Below are 22,622 nucleotides of genomic sequence, written 5' to 3' on the forward strand. Positions count from 1 at the left end.
TCCACAAAGATCGCAGGGGAAATCTGGCCCGCAGCATAGCGATATTTCTTATAACCAGTTATATCGATACGATCTATCTTTATACCCTGAACTCAATTCCCACAAGGAATATGTGTCGTGCTCACTGCACCGGCAGGAAATTCAGGAACAGCAGGCTCTGCGCATAGTTCAGGCCGATGCGCCGGTAGCGTTCGTCGAGCATCTGGGTCAGCAGGTCCAGCCGGGCGACGATTTTGCCGAACTCCACGGCAAAGCTCAGGTTGCTGCCCTCCTCCGAGATTTCGTTGGAGAACAGCAAGGGCTGGCCTTCTTTGTTCTGTCGCTGACTGAGGATCCAGGTGGCGATCTCGATGTTGCGCGCGGCATTGCTGACGAATACCGGGTTGATCGTATCGGTCATGTAGAACTCGAGGCGATTGCCATGGGCGGTCACCAGCATGCTGCCGATGGCATAGATGAACGCCCCGACCCGGTCGCCGAGAAACTCCGGGGTCATGGCAAAACGCAGGGCCGCGAGGTCCTTTTTGCCGCCCAGGGTCGGTAGTGGTTGCTGCAGCTCGATGGCCATGCGCACTTGCTTGCCGGCGGTGCGGGCATCGAGGAAACCGGATTTTTTCAGTTCATCGGGGTTACGCAGGTAAAGCTTGCTCATCAGCAGGTAAAGGCTGTCGAGGTTGTCGCGCATGGTCAGGGTGGCCATGCGATCGACGCTGGTCTGCAGGAACTCCTGGGGTTTGCCTTCGCGCATCTGGTCAATGATGTCGCCGCCCTGTTGCTGGCTGCAACCGGTGACGAAGAACATCGACAAACCTGCCAGGAGCAGGCAATGACGGCGGATTTTAGTAGTGATTGCGGGTGAAACTCGAGCCATGGGTTCTTGGACTTGGGCATGGGCCGGCGGTGGGGATCGCCGCAGGCTGCCATGGATAGAGCCGGACATTTCGAAAAAGTGCAGTACCGGGTGGCACCAATCGATCACTGGCAGGGGAATGTTCAAAGAAAAAACGGATCAGAAAATCATCAGGTCGGTGCACACGCCGTGTAGGAGCTGCCGCAGGCTGCGATCTTTCGATCTTGAACAATCAAAGTCAAAAGATCGCAGCCTGCGGCAGCTCCTACACTATTCACCGAGTACACACAGGAGGTTTGCATGCGCACGCTTGAACTGGCAGGCACCAGGGTCCCGGTGATCGGCCAGGGGACCTGGCAGATGGGCGAAGACCGCTCACGGCACACGGAAGAAGTCGCGGCACTGCGCCTGGGCATCGAACTGGGCATGACCTTGATCGACACTGCGGAAATGTACGCCGAAGGCGGCGCCGAGGAAGTGGTCCGCGATGCCATCGCCGGCCAGCGCGACAGCGTCTTTCTGGTCAGCAAGGTGTACCCGCACAACGCCAGTCGCCAGGGCATTCCCCAGGCTTGCGAGCGCAGCCTGCGCAGGCTAGGCACCGAGTACATCGATCTGTATCTGCTGCATTGGCGCGGCCAGTATCCCCTGGAAGAAACCGTCGACGCCTTCGAGCGCCTGCGCGAAGCCGGCAAGATCGGCCGTTGGGGCGTGTCCAACTTCGACCTTGACGACCTGCTGGAACTGGACGCCCCGTCTTGTGCCACCAATCAGGTGCTCTACAACCTGGAACAACGGGGCATAGAATTTGATTTACTGCCATGGAGCCAGCAACGGCGGTTGCCGGTCATGGCGTACTGCCCGATTGGCCAGGGCGGTAAACTGCTCTTCGACGCCACGCTCAGGCAGGTGGCCGCACGGCACAGCGCCACAACGGCACAGGTGGCGCTGGCCTGGATACTGCGTCAGGAAGGCGTGATCGCCATCCCCAAGGCGGTCCGACCCGAACATGTACGCCTCAACGCCCAAGCCGCCACGTTGCAGCTTGAGCCCGGGGATCTGGAGGCGCTGGACCAAGCGTTTCACGCGCCACAACGCAAACAGCGGCTGGCCATGGTCTGAACCACCGCAGTCAGAGAGCTTCGCCATGAGAAGCACCGACCACCTGGACCCGTTCGATCTGCAACGCTTTCTCCAGGCTCAGGACCCGGTATTCGACCGGGTTCAAAACGAGCTGAACAACGGACACAAGCGCAGTCACTGGATGTGGTTCATTTTTCCCCAGTTTGCCGGGCTCGGCGGCAGCGAGATGTCGCGCCGCTTTGCCATCCGCTCGCGGGAGGAAGCCCTGGCCTACCTTGAGCACCCGTTGCTGGGCGCCCGGCTACGCACCTGCACCCAGGAAGTACTGAACATCCGGGAACGCTCGGTAGCGGGGATTTTCGGTCATCCCGACGACCTGAAGTTTCATTCCTCGATGACCCTGTTCGCCCAGGTCGCCGACGCCGACAGCCTTTTCCAGCAAGCGTTGAACCAATACTTCCACGGCATCCTGGACGACTGGACCCTGTCGCTGATGGACTCAAAACAGGCCCAGTTGCCCACCCACCAGGGTTGAGAAGTCGTCGTCGACAAACGGCAGTATCGCGTCCGCCACCGGTTGCAGCTGCCGGGTGATGTAGTGGTCGTAATCGATGGGCGAGCTGCGCACTTCCAGTGGCTCAGGGCCGGCGACGGTGATCACGTAGCTGATCCAGCCGCCGTTCTGGTACTGGCGCGGGCGCCCCTGCCGATCGTTGTACTCGTCGGCCAGGCGCGCCGCGCGCACATGGGGCGGTACGTTGCGCTGATAGTCATCGAGGGTACGGCGCAGGCGTTTGCGGTAGATCAGCCGGTCATCGAATTCACCGGCCAGGGTCTTGCGCACATAGTCACGCACATAATCCTGATAGGGCTTGCGCAGGAAGATCCGCGAATACAGTTCCTGCTGAAATTGCCGGGCCAGCAGCGACCAGTCGGTGCGCACGGTTTCCAGGCCTTTGTAGACCATTTCGTCGCTACCGTCCTCCCGGGTGACCAGCCCGGCATAGCGTTTTTTACTGCCCTCTTCTGCGCCGCGAATGGTTGGCATCAAAAAGCGCTTGTAGTGAGTTTCGAACTGCAATTCCAGAACGCTCTGCAGGCCGTACTCCTGCTGCACGTGCTCGCGCCACCACTGATTGACGTGCGCCACCAACGCGTGGCCGATCTGCGCCGCCTCCTGCTGGCCATGGGCGCGACGCAGCCAGACGAAGGTCGAATCGGTGTCGCCGTAAATCACCGCATGCCCCTGGGCTTCGATCAACTGGCGGGTACGCAGCATGATTTCGTGCCCGCGCAAGGTGATGGACGACGCCAGGCGCGTGTCGAAGAAGCGACAACCGCTGGAGCCGAGCACACCGTAGAAGGCGTTCATGATGATTTTCAGCGCCTGGGACAGCGGCGCGTTGTGTTCGCGCTTGGCGGTTTCCCGGCCTTCGGCCACCCGGGCGACGATGGACGGCAGGCAATGTCGGGTGCGGGAAAAGCGCGCACCACGAAAACCCGGCACCGACTCGCTGTCGTCCGGGTGCTTGAGCCCTTCAATCAGCCCCACTGGATCAATCAGGAAGGTGCGGATGATCGACGGATAAAGGCTTTTGTAGTCGAGCACCAGCACCGATTCGTACAGCCCCGGCTGCGAATCCATGACAAAACCGCCGGGGCTGGCTTGCGGTGGCTTGCCACCGAGGTTCGGCGCAACGAAACCCTGACGGTGCATCAGCGGCATGTACAGGTGCGTGAACGCCGCCACCGAACCGCCCATGCGATCGGCCGGCAAACCAGTGACGCTGGCCCGCTCCAGCAGGAAGGTGAGCAACTCGGTCCTGGCGAAAATCCGTGTGACCAGTTCGCAGTCCTTGAGGTTGTATGTGGCCAGCGCCGGTTTGTCCTCGGCGAACATGCGATTGATTTCGTCCATGCGCTGGTACGGGTTGTCGATGGACTTGCCTTCGCCGAGCAAGGTTTGCGCGACGTTTTCCAGGCTGAACGAGGGAAAACTCCACGTCGCCGAACGCAGGGCCTCGATACCGTCGATGATCAAGCGGCCAGCGGCTGAAGCGAAGTAATGGTTTCCGCTGCCGTGTTCACGCCACTGCATTTCCTCGCCGCCACGCCCCAGCTTCAACGGCACCGCCAGGCGCCGGGCGTGTTCGTGGAGCACCCGCAAGTCGAACTGCACGACGTTCCAGCCGATGATCGCGTCGGGGTCGAACCGGGCAAACCAGTCGTTGAGCCTTTTCAGCAACAGGGTGCGCGAATCGCAGTATTCGAGATGGAAATCCACCTGGCTGGCATCGCCATTGGGCGGACCGAGCATGTACACCTGACGCTCGCCGCAGCCTTCCAGGGCGATGGAGTACAACTCGCCCTGGGCGGTGGTCTCGATGTCCAGGGACACCAGTTTGAGGTTCGGCCGGTAATCGGGATCGGCTTTCATCTGCGCATCGAGCAGCAGGCCCTCGGCATTCGCCGTGCCACTGAAACGCACCGGCGCGGTAATGAAGCGTTCCATCATGTAGCGTTCCGGCGGGCGCACATCGGCTTCGAACACCTCGACCCCAGCCCGGCGCAGCGCGGTTTCCAGGCGCATCAACTGGCCGTGTTGCTGGCAATAGAGACCGAGGACCGGGCGATGTTCGAAATCCTGCAGGGCCAGGGGCCTGAGCTCGACGTTCTTCTCGTCATGCAAAATGCGTTCGGCGGGCTCGCGCTGCGCAGCGGGGATGAACGCCACCGACGGTTGATGAGGCAGGCGGATACGCCGGGGACCGCTGTCGGTCGCCAGCCAGAATTCGACTTCCGTACCGGCCGGGGTGTCGCGCCAATGCCGGGTCAGGACGAAGCCCTGCTGTAGATCCACCACTGCAAACCTCGAAACTGATTCAGAGGGTGATTCTACCCGTCATCCGTCGCGATAGCGCGTTTGCCGCCGGTCTACCAGGCAGACACCGACTCTGTGGGAGCGGGCTTGCTCGCGAAGGGGCCATAACATTCAACATCTTTGTTGGCTGACAGTCCGCTTCGCGAGCAAGCCCGCTCCCACAGGTAAGGTGCTGGCCCGAAATGTGAGGTTTGCCAAAGAAAATCCGGCAAATGACGTTTTTTGCGTGTTATCTGCCGCATTCGCCCTTGCCCTGAACGCTCGCGTCTACGATTCTTCAAGAACAACGACAACACCCGAGTAACCACCATGAAAACCGTCGCCCAGCTGCTCAAGCTCAAAGATCAGAAGAATCAGGAAGTCCACCAGATCAAACCCGACCACATGGTGCTCGAAGCGCTGATGAAGATGGCCGAGAAAAACGTCGGCGCCTTGCTGGTGGTAGAGAATGAAGAAGTGCTGGGCATCATCAGCGAACGGGACTATGCGCGCAAACTGGTGCTGCACGGCCGCTCTTCGGTGGGCACGCCGGTGCGCGACATCATGGTGTCTCCGGTGATTACCGTTGATACCCACCAAACCGTGGAGACCTGCCTGGGCATCATGTCCGATAAGCGCCTGCGTCACTTGCCGGTGGTCGAAGGTGGCAAATTGATCGGCCTGCTGTCGATCGGTGACCTGGTCAAGGAAGCCATTGCCGAACAGGCGGAACTGATCAAGCAGCTGGAACAGTACATTCGCGGGGAATAGTCGACACGCCGAGGATCCCTTGTGGGAGCAGGCATGCTCCCACATTGGGTTTTGGGAGTTCAGGCCGGCCAATGCCGGGCGAACACCGGTGCCAGTGCCGGGTGGCGGTCGATTCGTTCCAGCCAGGCGAAAAACCCCGGCCGGGCGTTGCGCAAATGCTCACGACTGCCCGCCCACCGTGAGATCACCGCCGCCAGCACATCCAGGGCTCCTGGCTTCTCGCTGCCCAGGTACAACTCGCCCGAGAACTGATCGGCAAACACCTCCCAACTCCAGTGCAGGCGCCGGCGGGCGCCCTCCATGAGGTTCTGCCTGGACAACTCATCCGCCTCGGCCAGCCAGCGCTCGGGGTAATCAATGATGCCGATGGCCGCATAACAATTGCTGACGATGTACGCCATGCCGCGAATGGCCTGGCCTCGCTCGGCTGGATCCTGCGGTAACAACCCCGATGCGGGAAAGGTCAGCCCGAGGTGGATCAGGATCGCCGCGCTCTCGGTCAGGACAGCGCCATCGGGCAGCTGCAAGGTCGGAATCTGTTTGAGCGGGTTGAGCTTCTGCAGCGCCTGGGCCGCCTCCGCGGACGACTCGACATCGATGAAGCGATAAGGAACATCGCAGAGTTCAAGTGCAGCCTCGATGGCCGCTGCGCCAGAGTTCTGATGGCCGTAGAGCTGGTACATACACGTCTCCTTGCATACCGTGACCTCTGCCGGGCCACATCGACCGTCGCGGCAGAGGAACGCGCCAGCTAACCAGTGTAGAAGCCACCACCCACCACACAGCGATCATCCGACGATCGCACCATCACGCTCACCAGGGGGTGCCGCAAGTCCTATCATTGCCGTCGATGTTCACCATCACTTCAATGAAGTTCTCTTAAAAAATCCCCGGCGTAACATCTGCTCCATACCAACCCATAAGCACCCCGGAGCACACCATCATGAAACGCCAGACCCTCCTCGGCATCGCTTTCTCGGTTTTCGCAGTTAACGCTTTCGCCGCAAACTCCGCTCAACCTGTGGTCGCTGAAGGCGGCTCGGATCGTCTGATTGAAAGCCGTGTGGCCGAGGGTGGTTCCGATCGCCTGATCGAGAATCGCGTGGCTGAAGGTGGTTCGGATCGCCTGCTGGAAAACCGCGTCGCTGAAGGTGGTTCGGACAAGCTCCTGCAAAACCGCGTCGCCGAAGGTGGTTCGGACCGCCTGATCGAAAGCCGCGCTGTCTGAATGCAGTGCCTGAACGCAGGACTCAATGAAAACCCGGCCTCATCCGCCGGGTTTTTTATTCTCTTTGATACGGCGCGATTACTGCACTGCCCGTGCCATGCAGCGCTGGTAGCGTTCATCGACTCGCTTGGCAAACCACGCAGTGGTGAGCTTGCGGGTGATTTTCGGGCTTTGTAGCACGATCCCGGGCAACACTTCGCGGGGTAGCGGCCGGCCCTCGGCCCGTTCGGCCAGTTCGAAAACCCGCCGATAGAGCTTGCTGTCTTCGAACGCCAGGGTATTCCCCTCTTCCAGTTGGTCGCGGATCGTCGGATTGCGCATGTCCAGTTGCTTGCCAAGGGTACGCACGGCCAGCTCCGTGGTGCCGGGCATGATCGAACCGTAGCGCACCAGGTCGCCATCCAGCGCCAACGGGATACCGGAAGCCCGGCTCACCGCGTTCTGGAACGCAGCGTTACGGCTGGCGTACCAACCCGCGTTGAAGTCCGCAAAACGGTACAACGGCTGTGGGTAACTCACCGGATAGCCGAGCAGATGCGCGATGCCGAAATACATGCCGCCGCGCCGGGTGAACACTTCATGACGAATCGAGCTCTTCACCGGGTACGGATAGCCCTTGGCCTGCTGTTCGGCAAAGTCAATGCTGACTTGCATCGGTCCGCCGGTATGCACCGGGTTGAAGCCGCCGAACAGCTTCTTGCCCATTGGCACCATGCCGATGAAGTCGTCGAAAACAGCGCTCAGTTCCTTTTCACTGCGCGCGGCATTCAGGCGACTGCTGTAGCTTTTGCCATTCGGCGAATCGAGCATTAACGCACCGCTCACCAGCAGGCCGGGAATGTGCGCCTTGGCGGCACGGCGGTCGATCTCGTCGCGGGCGATCTTGCCCAGGCCCGGTACGCTCGGGTCGACCTGAAAGGTCGACTCCTGTTCGGTCACGGCCAGCACCGAGCACAGGTTTTGCGTGGTCGGCGAGATGTCTTGCGCGGTAAACGCCACCTGGATATCCGTGGCCCAACCCTGGGGATCGGCGGCCTTGGCCGGCAGTAAACGTACAATCTCGGCCTTTACTTCGGCCGGGCTGCGGGCCGCCGATTCCTGGGTCCGCTGGCTGCCGCAACCGGCCAATATCAGCAACACGGCGACGCTTGTGATCAATCTGATTTGCATGTCGTTCCATCTAATCCGTTTGTCCGGGCCAACCATACGACCAATGGCAGGTCAGCGGCTACGTCCGTGGCAGTCCGACGGTTGTCGCCCTCCCCGACTGGACCATACTTGATTCACACAGCGAAGAGGACAGGCTCATGCACCGCAGCGACGTGTTGATCATCGGCGCCGGCCCCACCGGGTTGGTCCTGGCGTTGTGGCTGAGCAAACTGGGCGTGCGCGTGCGGATCGTCGACAAAACCTCGGCCCCCGGCACCACGTCCCGGGCGCTGGCCGTCCAGGCACGGACGCTGGAGTTATATCGCCAGCTCGGACTGGACGTCGCCGTGGTGCAACACGGCCATCAAGTAAAGGCCGGCAACTTCTGGGTCAAGGGTGAGCTCGTGGCGCGCCTGCCTCTGTCCCGGATCGGTGAAGGCCTGACCCCCTACTCGTTTCTCGAGATCTTCCCCCAGGACGAACACGAACGGCTGCTGATCGAGCGCCTGGAAACCTTCGGCATCACGGTGGAACGCAACACCGAACTGGCAGGCTTCGAGCAAACCGCAGACGGCATCACGGCCACGCTGCTCCTGCCCGACGGCCAGCAGGAAACCTGCCAGGCCTGTTACCTGGCCGGGTGCGACGGTGCCCGGTCGATTGTGCGCAAGACCCTCGATACCGGGTTTCCCGGCGGGACTTACCAGCAGATTTTCTACGTCGCCGACGTGCAGGCCAGCGGCCCGACATTCAACGGCGAACTGCATGTGGATCTCGACGAGGCGGACTTCCTCGCCGTGTTCCCGCTGGCCGACAGTGGTCGTGCCCGCCTGATCGGCACAGTGCGCGACGAGCGCGCCGAACACGCCGAGACCCTGCGCTTCGAGGACGTCAGCAGCCGGGCCATCGAACATATGAAAGTTCAGATCGAGCAACTGAACTGGTTTTCGACCTACCGCGTGCACCATCGGGTGGCGGATCACTTCCGCAAGGACCGGGCGTTTTTGCTGGGTGATGCCGCCCATGTGCACAGCCCGGCGGGCGGCCAGGGCATGAACACCGGGATTGGCGATGCCATCAACCTGGCCTGGAAACTGGCGGCCGTGTTGAGCGGTGGTGCCCAGGCCAGTCTGCTCGACACCTATGAAACCGAGCGCATTGCCTTTGCGCGCAAACTGGTGGCGACCACCGACCGGGTCTTCACGTTCGTCACCGCCGACGGGCCGATTGCCGATTTGCTGCGTACGCGCCTGGCCCCGTTCTTGTTACCAAAAATGACATCGTTCGAAACCTCCCGCCAGTTCCTGTTTCGCACGGTGTCGCAGATCACCCTGAATTATCGCGCAATGCCGCTGAGTACCGGCGTTGCCGGGCACGTGCATGGCGGCGATCGCCTGCCCTGGGCCCATGACGGTGAGGGGGATAATTTTGAGTCGCTCAAGTGCCTGACCTGGCAGGTGCATGTCTATGGCGACACCAGCGACGAGATGATTGCCTGGTGCCACGAGCACCATCTGCCGCTACACGTGTTTGACTGGCGACCGGCGTTCGAAGCGGCGGGCCTTGGGCGCAACGGCTTTTATCTGTTGCGGCCCGATACCTATGTGGCGATTGCCGAAACCTGCTCGGACCCGAAAGTGATCGAACGGTATTTCCGCGATCACGGGATCCGGCCGTTTTTTGGTGTTCCCTGAAAACACCACATCCCCTGTGGGAGTGAGCTTGCTCGCTCCCACAGGTTATGCGGTGGTTTTCAGATCCCGGCCAAGGCCAGATCCATCGCAAAGTACGTAAAGATCAGGTCTGCCCCGGCCCGCTTGATCGCCCCCAGGCTCTCGCGCACCACACGGTCTTCATCGATGGCCCCGGCCTGGGCGGCAAACTTGATCATCGCGTACTCACCGCTCACCTGATAGGCCGACAGCGGCAGGCGCGAGGCTTCGCGGATGTCGCGGATGATGTCCAGGTAGGCACCGGCCGGCTTGACCATCAGCGCATCGGCGCCTTCCTGCTCGTCGAGCAACGATTCGCGTATCGCTTCGCGGCGGTTCATCGGGTTCATCTGGTAGCTTTTACGGTCGCCCTTGAGCGCACTGCCGCCCGCCTCGCGGAACGGGCCATAGAGCGCCGAGGCGAATTTGGTCGAATAGGCCATGATCGCTGTCTGGGTAAAACCGGCGTCATCGAGCGCCCGACGAATCGCCTGGACTTGCCCGTCCATGGCCGCCGAGGGGGCGATCACGTCGGCACCGGCACGGGCCGCCGCGACGGCTTGCCTGCCGAGGTTGATCAGGGTCTGGTCATTGTCGACTTCATGGTTGTGCAACACGCCACAATGGCCGTGGTCGGTGTACTCGCAAAAGCAGGTGTCGGACATCACGATCATTTCCGGCACCGCGTCCTTGGCGATGCGCGACATGCGCGAAACCAGGCCGTCATCGCGCCAGGTGTCGCTGCCGCTGCTGTCCAGGTGATGGGACACGCCAAAGGTCATCACCGACTTGATCCCGGCATGGGCGTAGCGCTCGATTTCCCCGGCCAGTTTCGACTCGGGAATGCGCATCACCCCCGGCATGCTTTTGATCGGTACGAAGTCGTCGATTTCTTCTTCGACGAAAATCGGCAGCACCAGGTCGTTCAGGCTGAACTCGGTCTCCTGGAACAGGCTGCGCAGGCTCGCATTGCGGCGCAGACGGCGGGGGCGTGCTTCGGGGAACTGACTGGACATGGGTATTCCTGGATTTCAGAGGACGAGACGAAAGTCGTAGGGAGGCGAAGCTTATGCCCTGCGCGGCGCGGGGCACAAACCCTGGGTGATCAACAAACTCTTGCAGGCTGGGCAACAATTCATGCATCCAACCTGTACCCTGTGGGATCGGGCTTGCCCGCTGCCACAGGGGATGGGGTTCAACCTGAAACGGGGCTCGGAATCTGCAACCCGCGCACCACCGCCGGCCGCGCCAGGAAACGTTCCAGTACCCGCGTGACGTTAGGGAAGTTCTGGATGCCCACCAGATCGCCCGCTTCATAGAAACCGATCAGGTTGCGCACCCATGGGAAGGTGGCGATGTCGGCGATGGTGTAGCGCTCGCCCATGATCCAGTCACGCCCTTGCAGACGGCCGTCCAGCACCTTGAGCAGGCGTTTGCTTTCCTCGACGTAGCGGTCACGGGGACGCTTGTCTTCGTAGTCCTTGCCGGCGAATTTGTTGAAAAACCCGAGCTGGCCGAACATCGGACCAATACCGCCCATCTGGAACATCAGCCACTGGATCGTTTCATAGCGCGCTGCCGATTCCTGGGCCAGCAGTTGTCCGCTCTTGTCGGCCAGGTAGATCAGAATCGCGCCCGATTCGAACAACGCCAGTGGCTGGTCGTCCGGACCGTGGGGGTCGAGGATCGCCGGAATCTTGTTGTTGGGATTCAGGGAAAGAAATTCCGGGGACATCTGGTCGTTGGTGTCGAAGCCTACCCGGTGAGGCTCATACGGCAGGCCGATCTCCTCGAGCATGATCGAGACCTTGACGCCGTTGGGGGTCGGCAGGGAGTACAGCTGAATCCACTCCGGATACTGGGCAGGCCATTTGCGGGTGATGGGGAATGCGGACAAATCGGTCATGGGCGGGATCCACGAAGACATTGAGAGTGACGATCATAATGTAGATATCGGCTCAGCGATCCCTTGAAGCCATCGATCTCACTGATAGCCGAGATCAAAAGAGATCACGACCGTTTCAACGTCATTAGGTGTAGCGTGTCCACAATTGTGCAACATCCTGTCGATAACCTTCGCTGCAAACCTGTGAAGGTTACCGGTACATTGCCGCGCATTCGGCCGGAATCGAACCAATCGGGTTCAGGGGACTCTGAGCAACACCCCTTGGATAACGGACCGACTGCAATGACATGGAAAACACCCGACGCAGGACAATCGAGGTGTAAAGGTTTGTCAGCCTTAACCGAATTGCGCTGAAGAACCTTTACTCATGAACCTGTTCAATTTTGCCAACCGCTTCAAACATCGCGCTTACCTTTTGTTGCCCGCCTTGTTGGTAGTCACCGCCATGTTTCTGTCGCTGGAGTCCGGCCTGAGTCGCGCCCAACCGATGGATGGCACCCAGACGCTGGTTTTCCTGCGCCACGGGGAAAAACCCGACGGTGGCCTGGGCCAGCTCAATTGCCAGGGACTGAACCGCGCCATCGACCTGGCCACGTTGCTGCCGGAAAAGTTCGGCAAGGCCAATTATGTGTTCGCGGCGAACCCGACCCGTAACGTCGAGGAAGGCGAGCTCGACAATTCCTACAGTTACATCCGCCCCCTGATGACCATCAGCCCCAGCGCCATCAAGCTCGGCCTGCCGGTAAACATCAACTTTTCCGCCAATGACACCAGTGACCTGGCCGATGAACTGCTCCACGACAAGTACCACAACTCGATCATCTACACGGCCTGGTCCCACGGCTACCTGCCGGAACTGATCAACAAGGTGGCCGGCGACGCCACCGGCAAGAAAATGACCATCACGGATGACTGGGAGTCCAGCGACTATGACTCGCTGTACGTACTCACCCTGACCTGGCACGACGGCAAGGCCAGTTTACAGAGCCATGTGTACAAGCAAGGTCTGGATAACGGTGCTGAAACCTGCCCGACTTGAGGCATGCGTTGTCTGAGCGGGCGCCTTCGCGAGCAAGCCCGCTCCCACAGTAGATCTTCAGTGAACACAGATTTTGTGTACGACGCAGATCCAATGTGGGAGCGGGCTTGCTCGCGATGAGGCCGGCAAAAACACCCTCAACCCTTCTGATTCACCCGCTCGCGCAGATACTCGAGAACCGCCCCCCGCTCCCCGGCAAACTCGATCCGCGGGTCTTTCTTCTCTCGCTGAAACGCATACATCGGATCGTAATACTCGCACAGCAGCCCTTCGATCCAGCCCCGGTGCAGATCCACCGCGCCACTGCGGGCCTGCTCGGCCAACGCATCCTCCATCAAGACCAGCATGCGTCGATGACGTTCGCCACCCAGGCGCTTCTGCACATTGTTCAGGCTTGCCAGCAAGCGCTCGGAAAACAACGCAAAGCCCTCCTCGCCATGCACGTCGATGAATTCGGCGCACAGATCCACCACGTAATCGCGCAGGATCCGCTCTACCCGCCCTTCCAGGCTGTCTTCCAGCCACACCATCGGGAACTGCTGCATGCCTTGGTACAGCGGCAACGGCAGCGCACAACTGCCCACCGCGCGGCTTTCGTCTTCCAGTACGAACTGCTCGATGCCCCGGGCGCGCTTTTTCAGCACGTCCACGGCCAAGCGGTTTTCGAAATCGATATTCGAGGGTTGGCCCGTGGCGCGCTTGCCGAAACTGGAGCCGCGGTGGTTGGCATGACCTTCAAGGTCCACGGCGTTGCCCAGTTGCGTGAGCACCTCGGTCTTGCCGGTGCCGGTCATCCCGCCCAACAGGACGAAATCGCACTGGGTCACGGCTTGATCAAGGGTGTCCAGCAGGAAGGTACGCATGGCCTTGTAGCCGCCGCCCACCCGTGGATAGTCGATGCCGGCCTCATCCTTGAGCCATTGCTGGACGATCTGCGAACGCAGGCCGCCGCGAAAGCAGTACAGCAAGCCATCCGGATGCGCCCGGGCAAAATCGGCCCAGGCCTGGATGCGTTCGGCCTTGACCGCGCCCGACACCAGTTGATGCCCCAGCACGATGGCCGCTTGCTGGCCGTGCTGTTTGTAGCAGGTGCCGACCCGCTGGCGTTCATGGTCGTTCATCAACGGCAGGTTGATCACGCCGGGAAACGCGCCCTTGTTGAATTCGACCGGCGCGCGGGCATCCATCATTGGTCGGTCGTTGAGGAAGATGTCGCGGTAATCAGTGCAGTCGACGAACATCAAAACACCTCGACTGCGTTGCTCTGTCGCTCGACCAGTTCACCGATCGGTTCCAGGCTCAGGCCCAGTTCGGCGGCCACCGAAAGGAATTGCTCGTTGCCTTGCGGCGTCACGGCAATCAGCAGGCCGCCGCTGGTCTGCGGGTCGCAGAGCACGCGTTTGTGCAGTTCCTGAAGGCGTCCGAGCTTGCTGGCGTAGCTGTCGAAATTGCGCAGCGTCCCACCCGGTACGCAACCCTGTTCCAGGTAATACTCGACCCCCGGCAGGCGCGGTACGCGGTCATATTCAATGCGCGCCGTGAGCTGGCTGCCGTCGGCCATTTCCACCAGGTGCCCGAGCAGGCCGAAACCGGTGACGTCGGTCATCGCGGTCACGCCGTCGAGCTTGCCGAAACGGCTGCCGGGTTTGTTCAGGGTGCACATCCAGTCCCGGGCCAGGCCAATGTCGGCGTTGCGCAATTTGCCCTTTTTCTCGGCCGTCGTCAGGATGCCGATCCCCAGGGGCTTGGTGAGATACAGCAGGCAACCGGCGGTGGCGGTGTCGTTGCGCTTCATGTGGCGTTTTTCCACCAGACCGGTGACGGCCAGGCCGAAGATCGGTTCTGGCGCATCGATGGAGTGCCCGCCTGCCAGCGGGATGCCAGCCTCGTCACACACTGAACGACCGCCGCGTATCACTTCCCGCGCGACTTCCGGCGCCAGCACGTTCACCGGCCAGCCCAGGATCGCAATCGCCATCAACGGATCGCCGCCCATCGCATAGATGTCGCTGATGGCATTGGTGGCGGCAATTCGGCCGAAATCGAAGGGATCGTCGACGATCGGCATGAAAAAGTCAGTGGTCGAGACCACACCGCGTTCTTCATCGATGGCATACACCGCCGCGTCATCGCGCGATGCATTGCCGACCCAAAGCTTCGGATCGAGGTTCTGCGCCCCGCTACCGGCCAGGATCACTTCCAGCACCTGGGGGGAGATCTTGCAGCCGCAACCGGCGCCGTGGCTGTATTGGGTCAGGCGAATCGGCTCGCTCATGGGGTTACCTCTTGGAGTCTAGGTAACTAATCCTACAGCAAATGAGCCTTTTTCTTTGCAGGAGATGCGGTGGTGAGCAGTGCCTCTGTGGGGGTATGGTTATGGCAGCAAAATCACCTTCTCACCGCTGCCCTGATTCACCTCGGCATAACGCTCCAGGCCTTCGGCCAATGGCGATTCGAACAATCCTGGTGGCAGGGGCTGTCGCCAGCAACCGCCGCCGTTCGACAATCCGAGTGAATTTTCCTGATGGCGCGCGATCCTTCTATGTACAACAGGGAGGAACCGGGGCTTTATGAACAGTGCAAAATTATTCGTCATTGAGTACACCCTCCATGGCGCTGCGAAGTCATTCATCATCCGCCTGGAAAAAATGGATAACGCAGAAGCCTGGCATTGGGCGAGCTGTGACGCGGGGGTGGGGCGAATCCCCCGATTCGGACGCGAGAAGGTGCAAAAGACCAGCAAGCCGATGGCTGAAAAATTCGGCGTGGAAAACGTCAAGTGGCGGCCAGCGAACTAATATCCGTTGACCATCAGGTTCGGGGGAAGGGATATGAGCGCAACACCCGTCAACAGCCCTGCGCAGCTGGACTACGGCCTGGACACGCCGACCGGCCGCATCACCAGGAGCGCCGAGTGCCGGATCGGGCTGGAGCAGGTCGAAAATGACCCATTCTGCTTCGCCATACGCGTCCCGGCACCACTGCCGGAAGATCTGGAGCAGGCCAGGACGTTGGTGCTGCGGGTCGAAGGGCGGCGCTTGCAAGGCACCGTGCGCCACAGCGAACGCCTGGAGGATGACAGCCTCAGGCTGGAAGTGGAGCCGGACTAGGCCCCACTTTTGCGTGCGCCGTGGGGTTCAGTGGGCACACTTGCAGCCTTGGGAGGCGCACTCCTCACCGTGCTCGTGATGCTTGGCGCAGGCTTCACAGCAATAGTGCTTGCCGTGACGCACGATCGGGTGTTCGCCGAGTTTGCAGGAACACTTCGGACAATCGCATATACGCTCAGTCATGGGTTTGACTCCTGTGGGTGGTGGTCGTCGGGGGGAGATGAAAACAACCCGTGCTTTTCAGTGTAGGGGTCGACTGCAACACCGCAACACCGCGTATGGCGCACTACTTGAGTCCTTGATGAATTATCCGTTTCGCGAGGACAGGAAATGACGCGTAAGAGGCGATGCCACACTGATTATCTTTGTTTCTGGACATCCTTATATATCCGGCCTCCCCCCACTCCGGCCCCCTGCTATTTTTCACCAGCCAATAATCCTCGCCATCTTCGGTGCCATAACCAACAATAAGCACGGCGTAATTCAAATCATCTTCATCGCAACTTTCATCATCCAATACCCCGCCGGAGTATTTTTCAAAGTTGTCGGAAGCGTCAATCGCCGCCGATACCGGCCCTTTGGCTACGGCCTGGCGCAGTGCCTCCTCGTCGCCACGAGGAATATTGGTATAGGTCACCGTATTGGCGGCGACAGCCTTGATCATGCCTGCATTACAGCGTCCCCCGCCGCCTGTGTAAGGGTAATATTCTTCTGACTGAATACCGTTTTGCTTGACGTAGTCATAGGTGTAATCCATCAGCCCCCCATCACATCCTTGATTACCTTGCTCACTGCTGCAATCAAGAATCTGCTGTTCGGAAAGCTCGACCAGTCTTTCGGTTTGCAAAAACAATGCGCCCTCCAGGGCACCCACCGCTGAAAAAGCATAACCGGAGCCACAAGTCCCCAATTGCTTGACTCTGGTAACAGCTCCCTGGGTACGCCAGTCCACTGAGCTTGGTATCTCCAGAGCCTGCGCCGTCACGGCACAGCCGCCAACCAGGATGAAACATGAGAGTTGCCAAAATCTCATACTTAGCCCCTGTTTCCATATGGTTTGCAGTTACCTCGCTATGTCATTGAAATGAAAGACCAATAAGCCAACGGCAACAACTGTCAAATATGACAGTTACTCAATACTGTTTAGTTATAAAAACTACACCATTTCGCGTTGTTAACCATAACTGTCAAATACGGAACTGCCCGACCAGACTGCCCAGGCGCTGGCCGAGGTCGGCCAGGCTGCGTGAAGTCTGCGCGCCGAGTTGGGTTTCATCGGCGACGCTGTCCACGGCCACGGCAATCTGGTGCACGCTGCGATTGATCTCTTCGGCCACGGCGGTCTGTTCTTCGGCGGCACTGGCGATCTGCGCGTTCATCGAATTGATGGTCGCGATCAGTTGGGCCATGGTGTCCAGCGAAGCCCCCGCCTCATTGGCTTGGGCCGAGGTGCCGTCGCCGGCCTCGCTGGAGCGGCGCATCGCCTCCACCGCTGACTGGGTGCCGGCCTGCAAACGGTCGATCATGCCCTGGATTTCCTGGGTGCTGATTTGCGTGCGGCTGGCCAGCGCCCGCACTTCATCGGCCACCACCGCAAAGCCGCGTCCGGCCTCGCCGGCGCGGGCGGCTTCGATGGCCGCGTTGAGCGCCAGCAGGTTGGTCTGCTCGGCAATCGAGCGGATCACCCCGAGTACGCTGACTATCGACGACACATCCTTTTGCAGGCTGTCCAGGGACACGCCGCTGCTGCGGATATCGTCCACCAGGGCATGGATCTTCTCGATGCTGCCGGCCACCACGCGCTTGGCGGCCTGCCCTTCTTCGTCGGTCTGCTGGGCGGCGACCGCGGCGTTCTGCGCGCTCTTGGCCACTTCCTGGGCGGCCGCCGACATTTCGTTGATCGCCGTGGCCACCTGATCGGTTTCGTGACGCTGGCGCTCCATGGCCTGATCCGAGCGATTGGCCTGGTCGGACACCTGAGTCACCAGTCCGGTCAGTTGCGAGGTCATTTCAGTGATCTGCCGTACCAGGCCGTGGATCTTGTCGACGAAACGGTTGAACGAGCCGGCCAGTTCACCGAGTTCGTCCTGGCTGGTGATGGTCAGGCGGCGGGTCAGGTCGCCCTCGCCTGCCGCGATGTCATCGAGGTTGGCTTTCATCAAATGCAGCGGACGCACAATGGTGTTGGCCAGCAGCATCCCGACGGCAGCGATCACCAGCAGCACCACGACCGCCACGCCGACGATGCTCAGCACCATGCCTTGCATGCGGGCCTGGACCTTGGCTTCGACCACGGCCACCTGTGCTTCGATGCCATCGAGGTTGACCGAGGTGCCAACCGCCATGTCCCACTTCGGCAGATATTCGGTGTAGCCGAGCTTGGGCACCAGCACCTGGGTGTTGCCGGGCAATGGCGAGCTGTATTGCAGGTAGTGGGTACCGTCCCTGGCGACTTTCACCAGGTCGCGGTTGACGTAGACACCGTTCGGGTCGCGGTTGTCCTTGAAGCTCTGGCCCACGCCTTCGGGGCTGTTGGCCTTGAACAGGCGCACGGTGTTGGAGTCGTAGCCGAAGAAGTAGCCGTCCTTGCCATAGCTGATGCTCGACAGCAGCTTGATCACCTGCGCCCGCGCCGCCTCATCGCCAGGGGCGGCCGCGTCGTAGAGCGGTTTGATCGTGGTCATGGCCACGGCCACGTAGCTTTGCAGGGTCGCCTTGGCATCGCTGAGCAGGCGCTCGCGGGTCTGCTCGACTTCCTTGCGCGCCTGATCCTGAAGAATGAACAGCGTGGTCAGGCTGATGACCAGCGCAAACAGCAACACCGGGAGGACGGCAAGGGACAGGACTTTGGCCTTGAGGCTCATGCGCATGACGTTCACTCTTTTGATTTTGTTGTCGTGGTTAAAGCTTTAACGGCACGCCGGGTCAAAAGTTGAACGCCCCAAAAAGATCGCAGCCTTCGGCAGCTCCTACAGATGAACACCCTTCCCATGTAGGAGCTGCCGAAGGCTGCGATCTTTTGATCTTTTGCTTGTTAGATCACAGAACCATCGCCGCTACCCAGCCAAACGCCAGCAACGGCAGGTTGTAGTGCAGGAAGGTCGGGACCACGGTGTCCCAGATGTGATGGTGCTGGCCGTCGATGTTCAGGCCGGAGGTCGGACCCAGGGTCGAGTCCGAAGCCGGCGAACCGGCGTCGCCCAGGGCACCGGCCGTGCCGACGATGCACACGATCGCCAACGGGCTGAAGCCCAGTTGCACGCACAGCGGCACGAAGATCGCCGCCAGGATCGGCACCGTGGAGAACGACGAGCCGATGCCCATGGTCACCAGCAACCCCACCAGCAACATCAGCAAGGCGCCAATGCCCTTGCTGTGATCGATGTACGACGCCGACGACTCGACCAGCGTCTGCACCTCACCGGTGGCCTTCATCACTTCGGCAAACCCGGAGGCGGCGATCATGATGAAGCCGATCATTGCCATCATTTTCATGCCTTCGGTGAACAGGTCGTCGGTGTCGCGCCATTTGACGATGCCCGACACCGAGAAGATCAGGAAGCCGACCAGCGCACCAATGATCATCGAATCGAGCAACAACTGAATAATGAACGCCGCCGCGATGGCCACGCCGGCCACCATCAGGCTCAGCGGGTTGTATTGCACCGCCACTTGTTCGACCTGTTCAATCTTCGCCAGGTCGTAGACACGCTTCTTGCGGTAGCTGACAAACGCGATCAGCAGGCCCGCCACCATGCCCAGGGCCGGAATGCCCATGGCGTGGGTCACATTGATGCCGCTGATGTCCACGCCGCTGCGGGCAACGTTGGCCAGCAGGATCTCATTGAGGAAGATGTTGCCAAAGCCCACCGGCAGGAACATGTAGGGCGTGATCAGGCCAAAAGTCATGACGCAGGCGATCAGGCGACGGTCCAGTTGCAGCTTGGTCAGCACATAAAGAAGCGGCGGCACCAGCAACGGAATAAACGCGATATGTATCGGCAAGATGTTCTGCGAGGCGATGGCCACGACCCAGAGCAGGCCGATCAGCAGCCATTTGACCTGGCCACCGCCGCTGGCGTGCTGGCGATCGACCATGGCCAGGGCCTTGTCGGCCAGCGCATGGGCCATGCCGGACTTGGCAATGGCCACGGCGAAAGCACCGAGCAAGGCGTAGGACAACGCCACCGTCGCCCCGCCGCCGAGGCCGCTGTTGAAAGCCTTGAGCGTCGCTTCGATCCCCAGGCCACCGGTCAAGCCACCGACCAGCGCGCCGACGATCAGGGCGATCACCACATGCACGCGGGACAGGCTGAGGATCAGCATGATGCCGACCGCGGCAATTACTGCATTCATTGTCATACCTCTGGGCAAGCAAAAAGAGTCCGGCCGACAGTCTGCGAGAGCCGCCAGCGGATAAAAAATGGGTTTTATTAGAGGGCGCGCACTTTGCCGGACCGCTGTCGCCTTGTCAAAGCCAACCCGGGGTATTCGATATTCATTGGCCCGGCTTAAAGAAAGCCGAATCCCGGCCGCTACAGTGCAAAGTCTCAGATATTTATCGAATAAGGACGTCTCCATGTCGCTCAGACAACTTTCCATTCAATGGAAAATCACCCTGCTGGCCGGGCTGTGCCTGGCGGGCATCGTGACCCTGCTGGTGGGTCTTTCGCTGTATCGCATGGAGCACAGTTCCGAGTTGGTGAAAGCCTCGAGCATGGAGATGCTGACCGAAGCGGCCCAGGCGCGGATCGAGTCCCAGGGCGAAAACCAGGCACTGGGGATTCGCCAGCAGTTCATGGACGCCTATCAGTACGGCCACGGCTTCTCGCGGCAGGTGCTGTTCCTGCGTGACCAGGCCGAGAAGCGTTTTCTCGATGCCTTCGACCTGCGCGAAGACCTGACCCGCCAGGTCAAGTCGGCCCTGCAAGCCAACCCGGACCTGCTCGGCCTGTCCCTGGTGTTCGAACCCAATGGACTGGACGGCAAGGACGAACTGTTCGCCGGTCAGGCCGAGCTTGGCAGCAACGACAAGGGCCGTTTCGCCCTCTACTGGTCGCAGCCGACGCCGGGCAAGTTGACGTCCATGGCGCTGCCGGAAAAGGACATGGCCGACACCAGCACCGGTCCCAGCGGCGAAGCGGCCAACGCCTGGTTCACCTGCCCGCGCACCACCCTCAAGCCGTGCGTGATCGAACCCTACTTCTATGAGATCGACGGTCAGAACGTGCTGATGACCAGCATCGTTTTCCCGCTGATGGTCAATGGCAAGGTCATCGCCTCGCTCTCGGTGGACATCAACCTCAACAGCCTGCAAGCGGTCAGCCTGGGCGCGAGCAAGGAGCTCTATGATGGCCAGACCAGCGTCAGCATCATCAGCCCGGCCGGCCTGCTCGCCGGCTACAGCCCGGACGCCGGCAAACTCAGCCAGCGCCTGGACGCCGTGGACCAGGCCAGCGGCGCCGAACTGCTGCGCATGCTCGCCGCCAGCAGCAAAACCGCCAGCCTGTACAGCCAGCAGCAACTGAAAGTACTGGCGCCCTTCCAGCCGATCCCCGGCGGTAAATCCTGGGGCGTGCTGCTCGACGTGCCGGAGAAAGTCCTGGTCGGCCCCGCCGAAGCCCTGAAAAAGCAACTCGATGACAGCAACACCGCCGGTACGCTGGTTGAACTCGGCCTGGGCGTGCTCGCCGCGCTGCTCGGCCTGGTGCTGGTGTGGCTGATGGCCCGCAGCGTCACCCGACCGATCCTCGGCGTGGCGCACATGCTCGAAGACATCGCCAGCGGCGAAGGTGACCTGACCCGCCGCCTGGCCTACGACAAGCAGGATGAGCTGGGCCAGTTGGCCGGCTGGTTCAACCGTTTCCTCGACAAGCTGCAACCGATCATTGCCGAAGTGAAACGTTCGGTGCAGGACGCTCGCAGTACCGCGGACCAGTCGTCCGCCATCGCCACCCAGACCAGCGCCGGCATGGAACAGCAGTACCGCCAGGTGGATCAGGTCGCGACCGCCTCCCACGAAATGAGCGCCACCGCCCAGGACGTCGCCCGCAGCGCCGCGCAAGCGGCCCATGCCGCGAGGGATGCCGATCAGGCGACCCGTCAGGGCCTGACCGTGATCGACCGCACCACCGCCAGCATCGACAATCTCGCCGCCGACATGAGCGCGGCCATGGTCCAGGTCGAAGGCCTGGCCGCCAACAGCGAGAAGATCGGCACGGTACTGGAAGTGATCCGCGCGATTGCCGAACAGACCAACCTGCTGGCCCTTAACGCCGCGATCGAAGCGGCTCGTGCCGGTGAGGCCGGACGCGGGTTTGCCGTGGTGGCCGATGAAGTGCGCAATCTGGCGCGGCGTACCCAGGAATCCGTCGAAGAAACCCGTCTGGTGATCGAACAACTGCAAAACGGCACCCAGGAAGTGGTGGGCTCGATGAGCAACAGCCATCGTCAGGCCCAGGGCAGTGTCGAGCAGGTTGGCCAGGCGGTAACGGCGTTACGCCAGATCGGCGACGCGGTGACCGTGATCAACGACATGAACATGCAGATCGCCAGTGCCGCCGAAGAGCAAAGCGCGGTGGCCGAGGAGATCAACAACAACGTGGCGACCATCCGCGACGTGACCGAGTCGCTGTCGGGCCAGGCCAATGAATCGGCGCGGGTCAGCCAGTCGCTCAACAGCCTGGCGAACCAGCAGCAGAGCCTGATGGATCAGTTCCGCGTTTAAGCCCGCTCCCACAAATTTTTCTGTGCCCGACTCAACCAAATGATGGCGAGTGGATATCTGCCAGACCTTGATTATGCTTCATGGAACCTTGCAGCGTTTTCTGGCGTCAACCTGAATGCAAGCCACGTAATCCGATGACTTCAGCCCCAGGGCCTGGGTACGGTAAGTGTTGGTGGGAACTCCGGCC

Annotated in this window: 19 protein-coding genes and 5 pseudogenes; 10 read left to right on the plus strand and 14 right to left on the minus strand. The window is 60.8% G+C overall.

The genetic code is table 11. The features are described 5' to 3' along the window. Positions 1-121: 121 nt before the first annotated feature. Positions 122-871: a hypothetical protein gene (locus ACM6G4_RS00510; protein ID WP_414912774.1), complete on the minus strand. Its 750-nt coding sequence runs from the start codon at positions 869-871 to the stop codon at positions 122-124. A 279-nt stretch (positions 872-1,150) separates the two neighbouring features. On the opposite strand from ACM6G4_RS00510, the gene ACM6G4_RS00515 reads away from it, so the two are divergent. Both ACM6G4_RS00515 and ACM6G4_RS00520 read left to right on the plus strand, forming a co-directional pair. Beyond that, positions 1,151-1,972: an aldo/keto reductase gene (locus ACM6G4_RS00515; RefSeq protein ID WP_414912775.1), complete on the plus strand. Its 822-nt coding sequence runs from the start codon at positions 1,151-1,153 to the stop codon at positions 1,970-1,972. A gap of 25 nt (positions 1,973-1,997) precedes the next feature. Further along, entirely contained in the window at positions 1,998-2,468 is a 471-nt protein-coding gene (locus ACM6G4_RS00520) for a DUF1810 domain-containing protein (protein WP_414912776.1), read from the plus strand. Here ACM6G4_RS00520 and ACM6G4_RS00525 read toward each other — a convergent pair. Continuing rightward, entirely contained in the window at positions 2,433-4,793 is a 2,361-nt protein-coding gene (locus tag ACM6G4_RS00525; RefSeq protein ID WP_414912777.1) for a DNA polymerase II, read from the minus strand. The genes ACM6G4_RS00520 and ACM6G4_RS00525 overlap by 36 nt on opposite strands. A gap of 330 nt (positions 4,794-5,123) precedes the next feature. Here ACM6G4_RS00525 and ACM6G4_RS00530 point away from each other — a divergent pair, with 330 nt between their 5' ends. Continuing rightward, positions 5,124-5,564: a CBS domain-containing protein gene (locus ACM6G4_RS00530; protein WP_056722481.1), complete on the plus strand. Its 441-nt coding sequence runs from the start codon at positions 5,124-5,126 to the stop codon at positions 5,562-5,564. A 59-nt stretch (positions 5,565-5,623) separates the two neighbouring features. On the opposite strand, the gene ACM6G4_RS00535 is transcribed toward ACM6G4_RS00530, so the two are convergent. After that, positions 5,624-6,247 carry a glutathione S-transferase family protein gene (locus ACM6G4_RS00535; protein WP_056722483.1) on the minus strand — a complete coding sequence of 208 codons (624 nt, stop codon included), beginning with the start codon at positions 6,245-6,247 and terminating at the stop codon, positions 5,624-5,626. Positions 6,248-6,507: 260 nt separating this feature from the next. On the opposite strand from ACM6G4_RS00535, the pseudogene ACM6G4_RS00540 reads away from it, so the two are divergent. Next, a pseudogene (locus tag ACM6G4_RS00540) lies at positions 6,508-6,783 on the plus strand (hypothetical protein); the annotation flags it as partial. 87 nt (positions 6,784-6,870) lie between these two features. On the opposite strand, the gene ACM6G4_RS00545 reads toward ACM6G4_RS00540, so the two are convergent. After that, the gene (locus ACM6G4_RS00545; protein WP_414912778.1) at positions 6,871-7,962 is read right to left on the minus strand and encodes a DUF1615 domain-containing protein; all 1,092 of its coding nucleotides are present in this window, start codon (positions 7,960-7,962) and stop codon (positions 6,871-6,873) included. Between the two features lie 137 nt (positions 7,963-8,099). Between ACM6G4_RS00545 and ACM6G4_RS00550 the strand changes: the two genes are divergently transcribed. Beyond that, positions 8,100-9,635: an FAD-dependent oxidoreductase gene (locus ACM6G4_RS00550; protein ID WP_414912779.1), complete on the plus strand. Its 1,536-nt coding sequence runs from the start codon at positions 8,100-8,102 to the stop codon at positions 9,633-9,635. A 59-nt stretch (positions 9,636-9,694) separates the two neighbouring features. On the opposite strand, the gene hemB is transcribed toward ACM6G4_RS00550, so the two are convergent. Beyond that, positions 9,695-10,669 carry a porphobilinogen synthase gene (hemB, locus tag ACM6G4_RS00555; protein WP_414912780.1) on the minus strand — a complete coding sequence of 325 codons (975 nt, stop codon included), beginning with the start codon at positions 10,667-10,669 and terminating at the stop codon, positions 9,695-9,697. Between the two features lie 179 nt (positions 10,670-10,848). Next, on the minus strand, positions 10,849-11,559 hold the full coding sequence (locus ACM6G4_RS00560) for a glutathione S-transferase family protein (protein WP_056722490.1): 711 nt from the start codon (positions 11,557-11,559) through the stop codon (positions 10,849-10,851). Positions 11,560-11,926: 367 nt separating this feature from the next. Here ACM6G4_RS00560 and ACM6G4_RS00565 point away from each other — a divergent pair, with 367 nt between their 5' ends. Continuing rightward, positions 11,927-12,598 (plus strand): histidine phosphatase family protein, encoded by a 672-nt coding sequence (locus ACM6G4_RS00565; RefSeq protein ID WP_414912781.1) that lies wholly within the window; start codon positions 11,927-11,929, stop codon positions 12,596-12,598. A gap of 137 nt (positions 12,599-12,735) precedes the next feature. Here ACM6G4_RS00565 and mnmH read toward each other — a convergent pair whose 3' ends face one another. The 3 genes and pseudogenes from mnmH to ACM6G4_RS00580 all read right to left on the minus strand — a co-directional run. Next, a complete protein-coding gene (mnmH, locus tag ACM6G4_RS00570) occupies positions 12,736-13,839 on the minus strand; it encodes a tRNA 2-selenouridine(34) synthase MnmH (protein WP_414912782.1) in 1,104 nt (367 codons plus the stop codon). Beyond that, the gene (gene selD, locus ACM6G4_RS00575) at positions 13,839-14,873 is read right to left on the minus strand and encodes a selenide, water dikinase SelD (RefSeq protein ID WP_056722495.1); all 1,035 of its coding nucleotides are present in this window, start codon (positions 14,871-14,873) and stop codon (positions 13,839-13,841) included. Before selD ends, mnmH begins: the two co-directional genes overlap by 1 nt. A 99-nt stretch (positions 14,874-14,972) precedes the next feature. Next, positions 14,973-15,074, minus strand: a pseudogene (locus ACM6G4_RS00580) (zinc-binding alcohol dehydrogenase family protein); the annotation flags it as partial. A gap of 94 nt (positions 15,075-15,168) precedes the next feature. On the opposite strand from ACM6G4_RS00580, the gene ACM6G4_RS00585 reads away from it, so the two are divergent. Together ACM6G4_RS00585 and ACM6G4_RS00590 are read left to right on the plus strand one after the other, a co-directional pair. Further along, the gene (locus tag ACM6G4_RS00585) at positions 15,169-15,396 is read left to right on the plus strand and encodes a DUF6555 family protein (RefSeq protein WP_056722497.1); all 228 of its coding nucleotides are present in this window, start codon (positions 15,169-15,171) and stop codon (positions 15,394-15,396) included. A gap of 33 nt (positions 15,397-15,429) precedes the next feature. Next, positions 15,430-15,708: a hypothetical protein gene (locus ACM6G4_RS00590; protein WP_414912783.1), complete on the plus strand. Its 279-nt coding sequence runs from the start codon at positions 15,430-15,432 to the stop codon at positions 15,706-15,708. 27 nt (positions 15,709-15,735) lie between these two features. Here ACM6G4_RS00590 and ACM6G4_RS00595 read toward each other — a convergent pair whose 3' ends face one another. The 5 genes and pseudogenes from ACM6G4_RS00595 to ACM6G4_RS00615 form a co-directional block, all read right to left on the minus strand. Continuing rightward, positions 15,736-15,891 (minus strand): metallothionein, encoded by a 156-nt coding sequence (locus tag ACM6G4_RS00595; RefSeq protein WP_079246731.1) that lies wholly within the window; start codon positions 15,889-15,891, stop codon positions 15,736-15,738. A gap of 103 nt (positions 15,892-15,994) precedes the next feature. Then, on the minus strand, positions 15,995-16,741 hold the full coding sequence (locus tag ACM6G4_RS00600) for a C1 family peptidase (RefSeq protein WP_414912784.1): 747 nt from the start codon (positions 16,739-16,741) through the stop codon (positions 15,995-15,997). 154 nt (positions 16,742-16,895) lie between these two features. After that, positions 16,896-17,717 carry a methyl-accepting chemotaxis protein gene (locus tag ACM6G4_RS00605; RefSeq protein WP_409078902.1) on the minus strand — a complete coding sequence of 274 codons (822 nt, stop codon included), beginning with the start codon at positions 17,715-17,717 and terminating at the stop codon, positions 16,896-16,898. A gap of 36 nt (positions 17,718-17,753) precedes the next feature. Further along, positions 17,754-18,578 (minus strand): annotated as a pseudogene (locus tag ACM6G4_RS00610) (cache domain-containing protein); the annotation flags it as partial. Between the two features lie 169 nt (positions 18,579-18,747). Further along, positions 18,748-20,064, minus strand: a complete 1,317-nt coding sequence (locus ACM6G4_RS00615; RefSeq protein WP_056722503.1) for a Na+/H+ antiporter family protein — start codon at positions 20,062-20,064, stop codon at positions 18,748-18,750. Between the two features lie 442 nt (positions 20,065-20,506). On the opposite strand from ACM6G4_RS00615, the pseudogene ACM6G4_RS00620 reads away from it, so the two are divergent. Both ACM6G4_RS00620 and ACM6G4_RS00625 read left to right on the plus strand, forming a co-directional pair. Next, positions 20,507-21,577 (plus strand): annotated as a pseudogene (locus tag ACM6G4_RS00620) (HAMP domain-containing protein); the annotation flags it as partial. A 264-nt stretch (positions 21,578-21,841) separates the two neighbouring features. Next, positions 21,842-22,435: pseudogene (locus ACM6G4_RS00625) on the plus strand (methyl-accepting chemotaxis protein); the annotation flags it as partial. Between the last annotated feature and the right edge of the window lie 187 nt (positions 22,436-22,622).

Origin of the sequence: Pseudomonas sp. IT-P258 (genome assembly GCF_949767825.1) — a bacterium.
GTDB lineage: Bacteria > Pseudomonadota > Gammaproteobacteria > Pseudomonadales > Pseudomonadaceae > Aquipseudomonas > Aquipseudomonas monachiensis.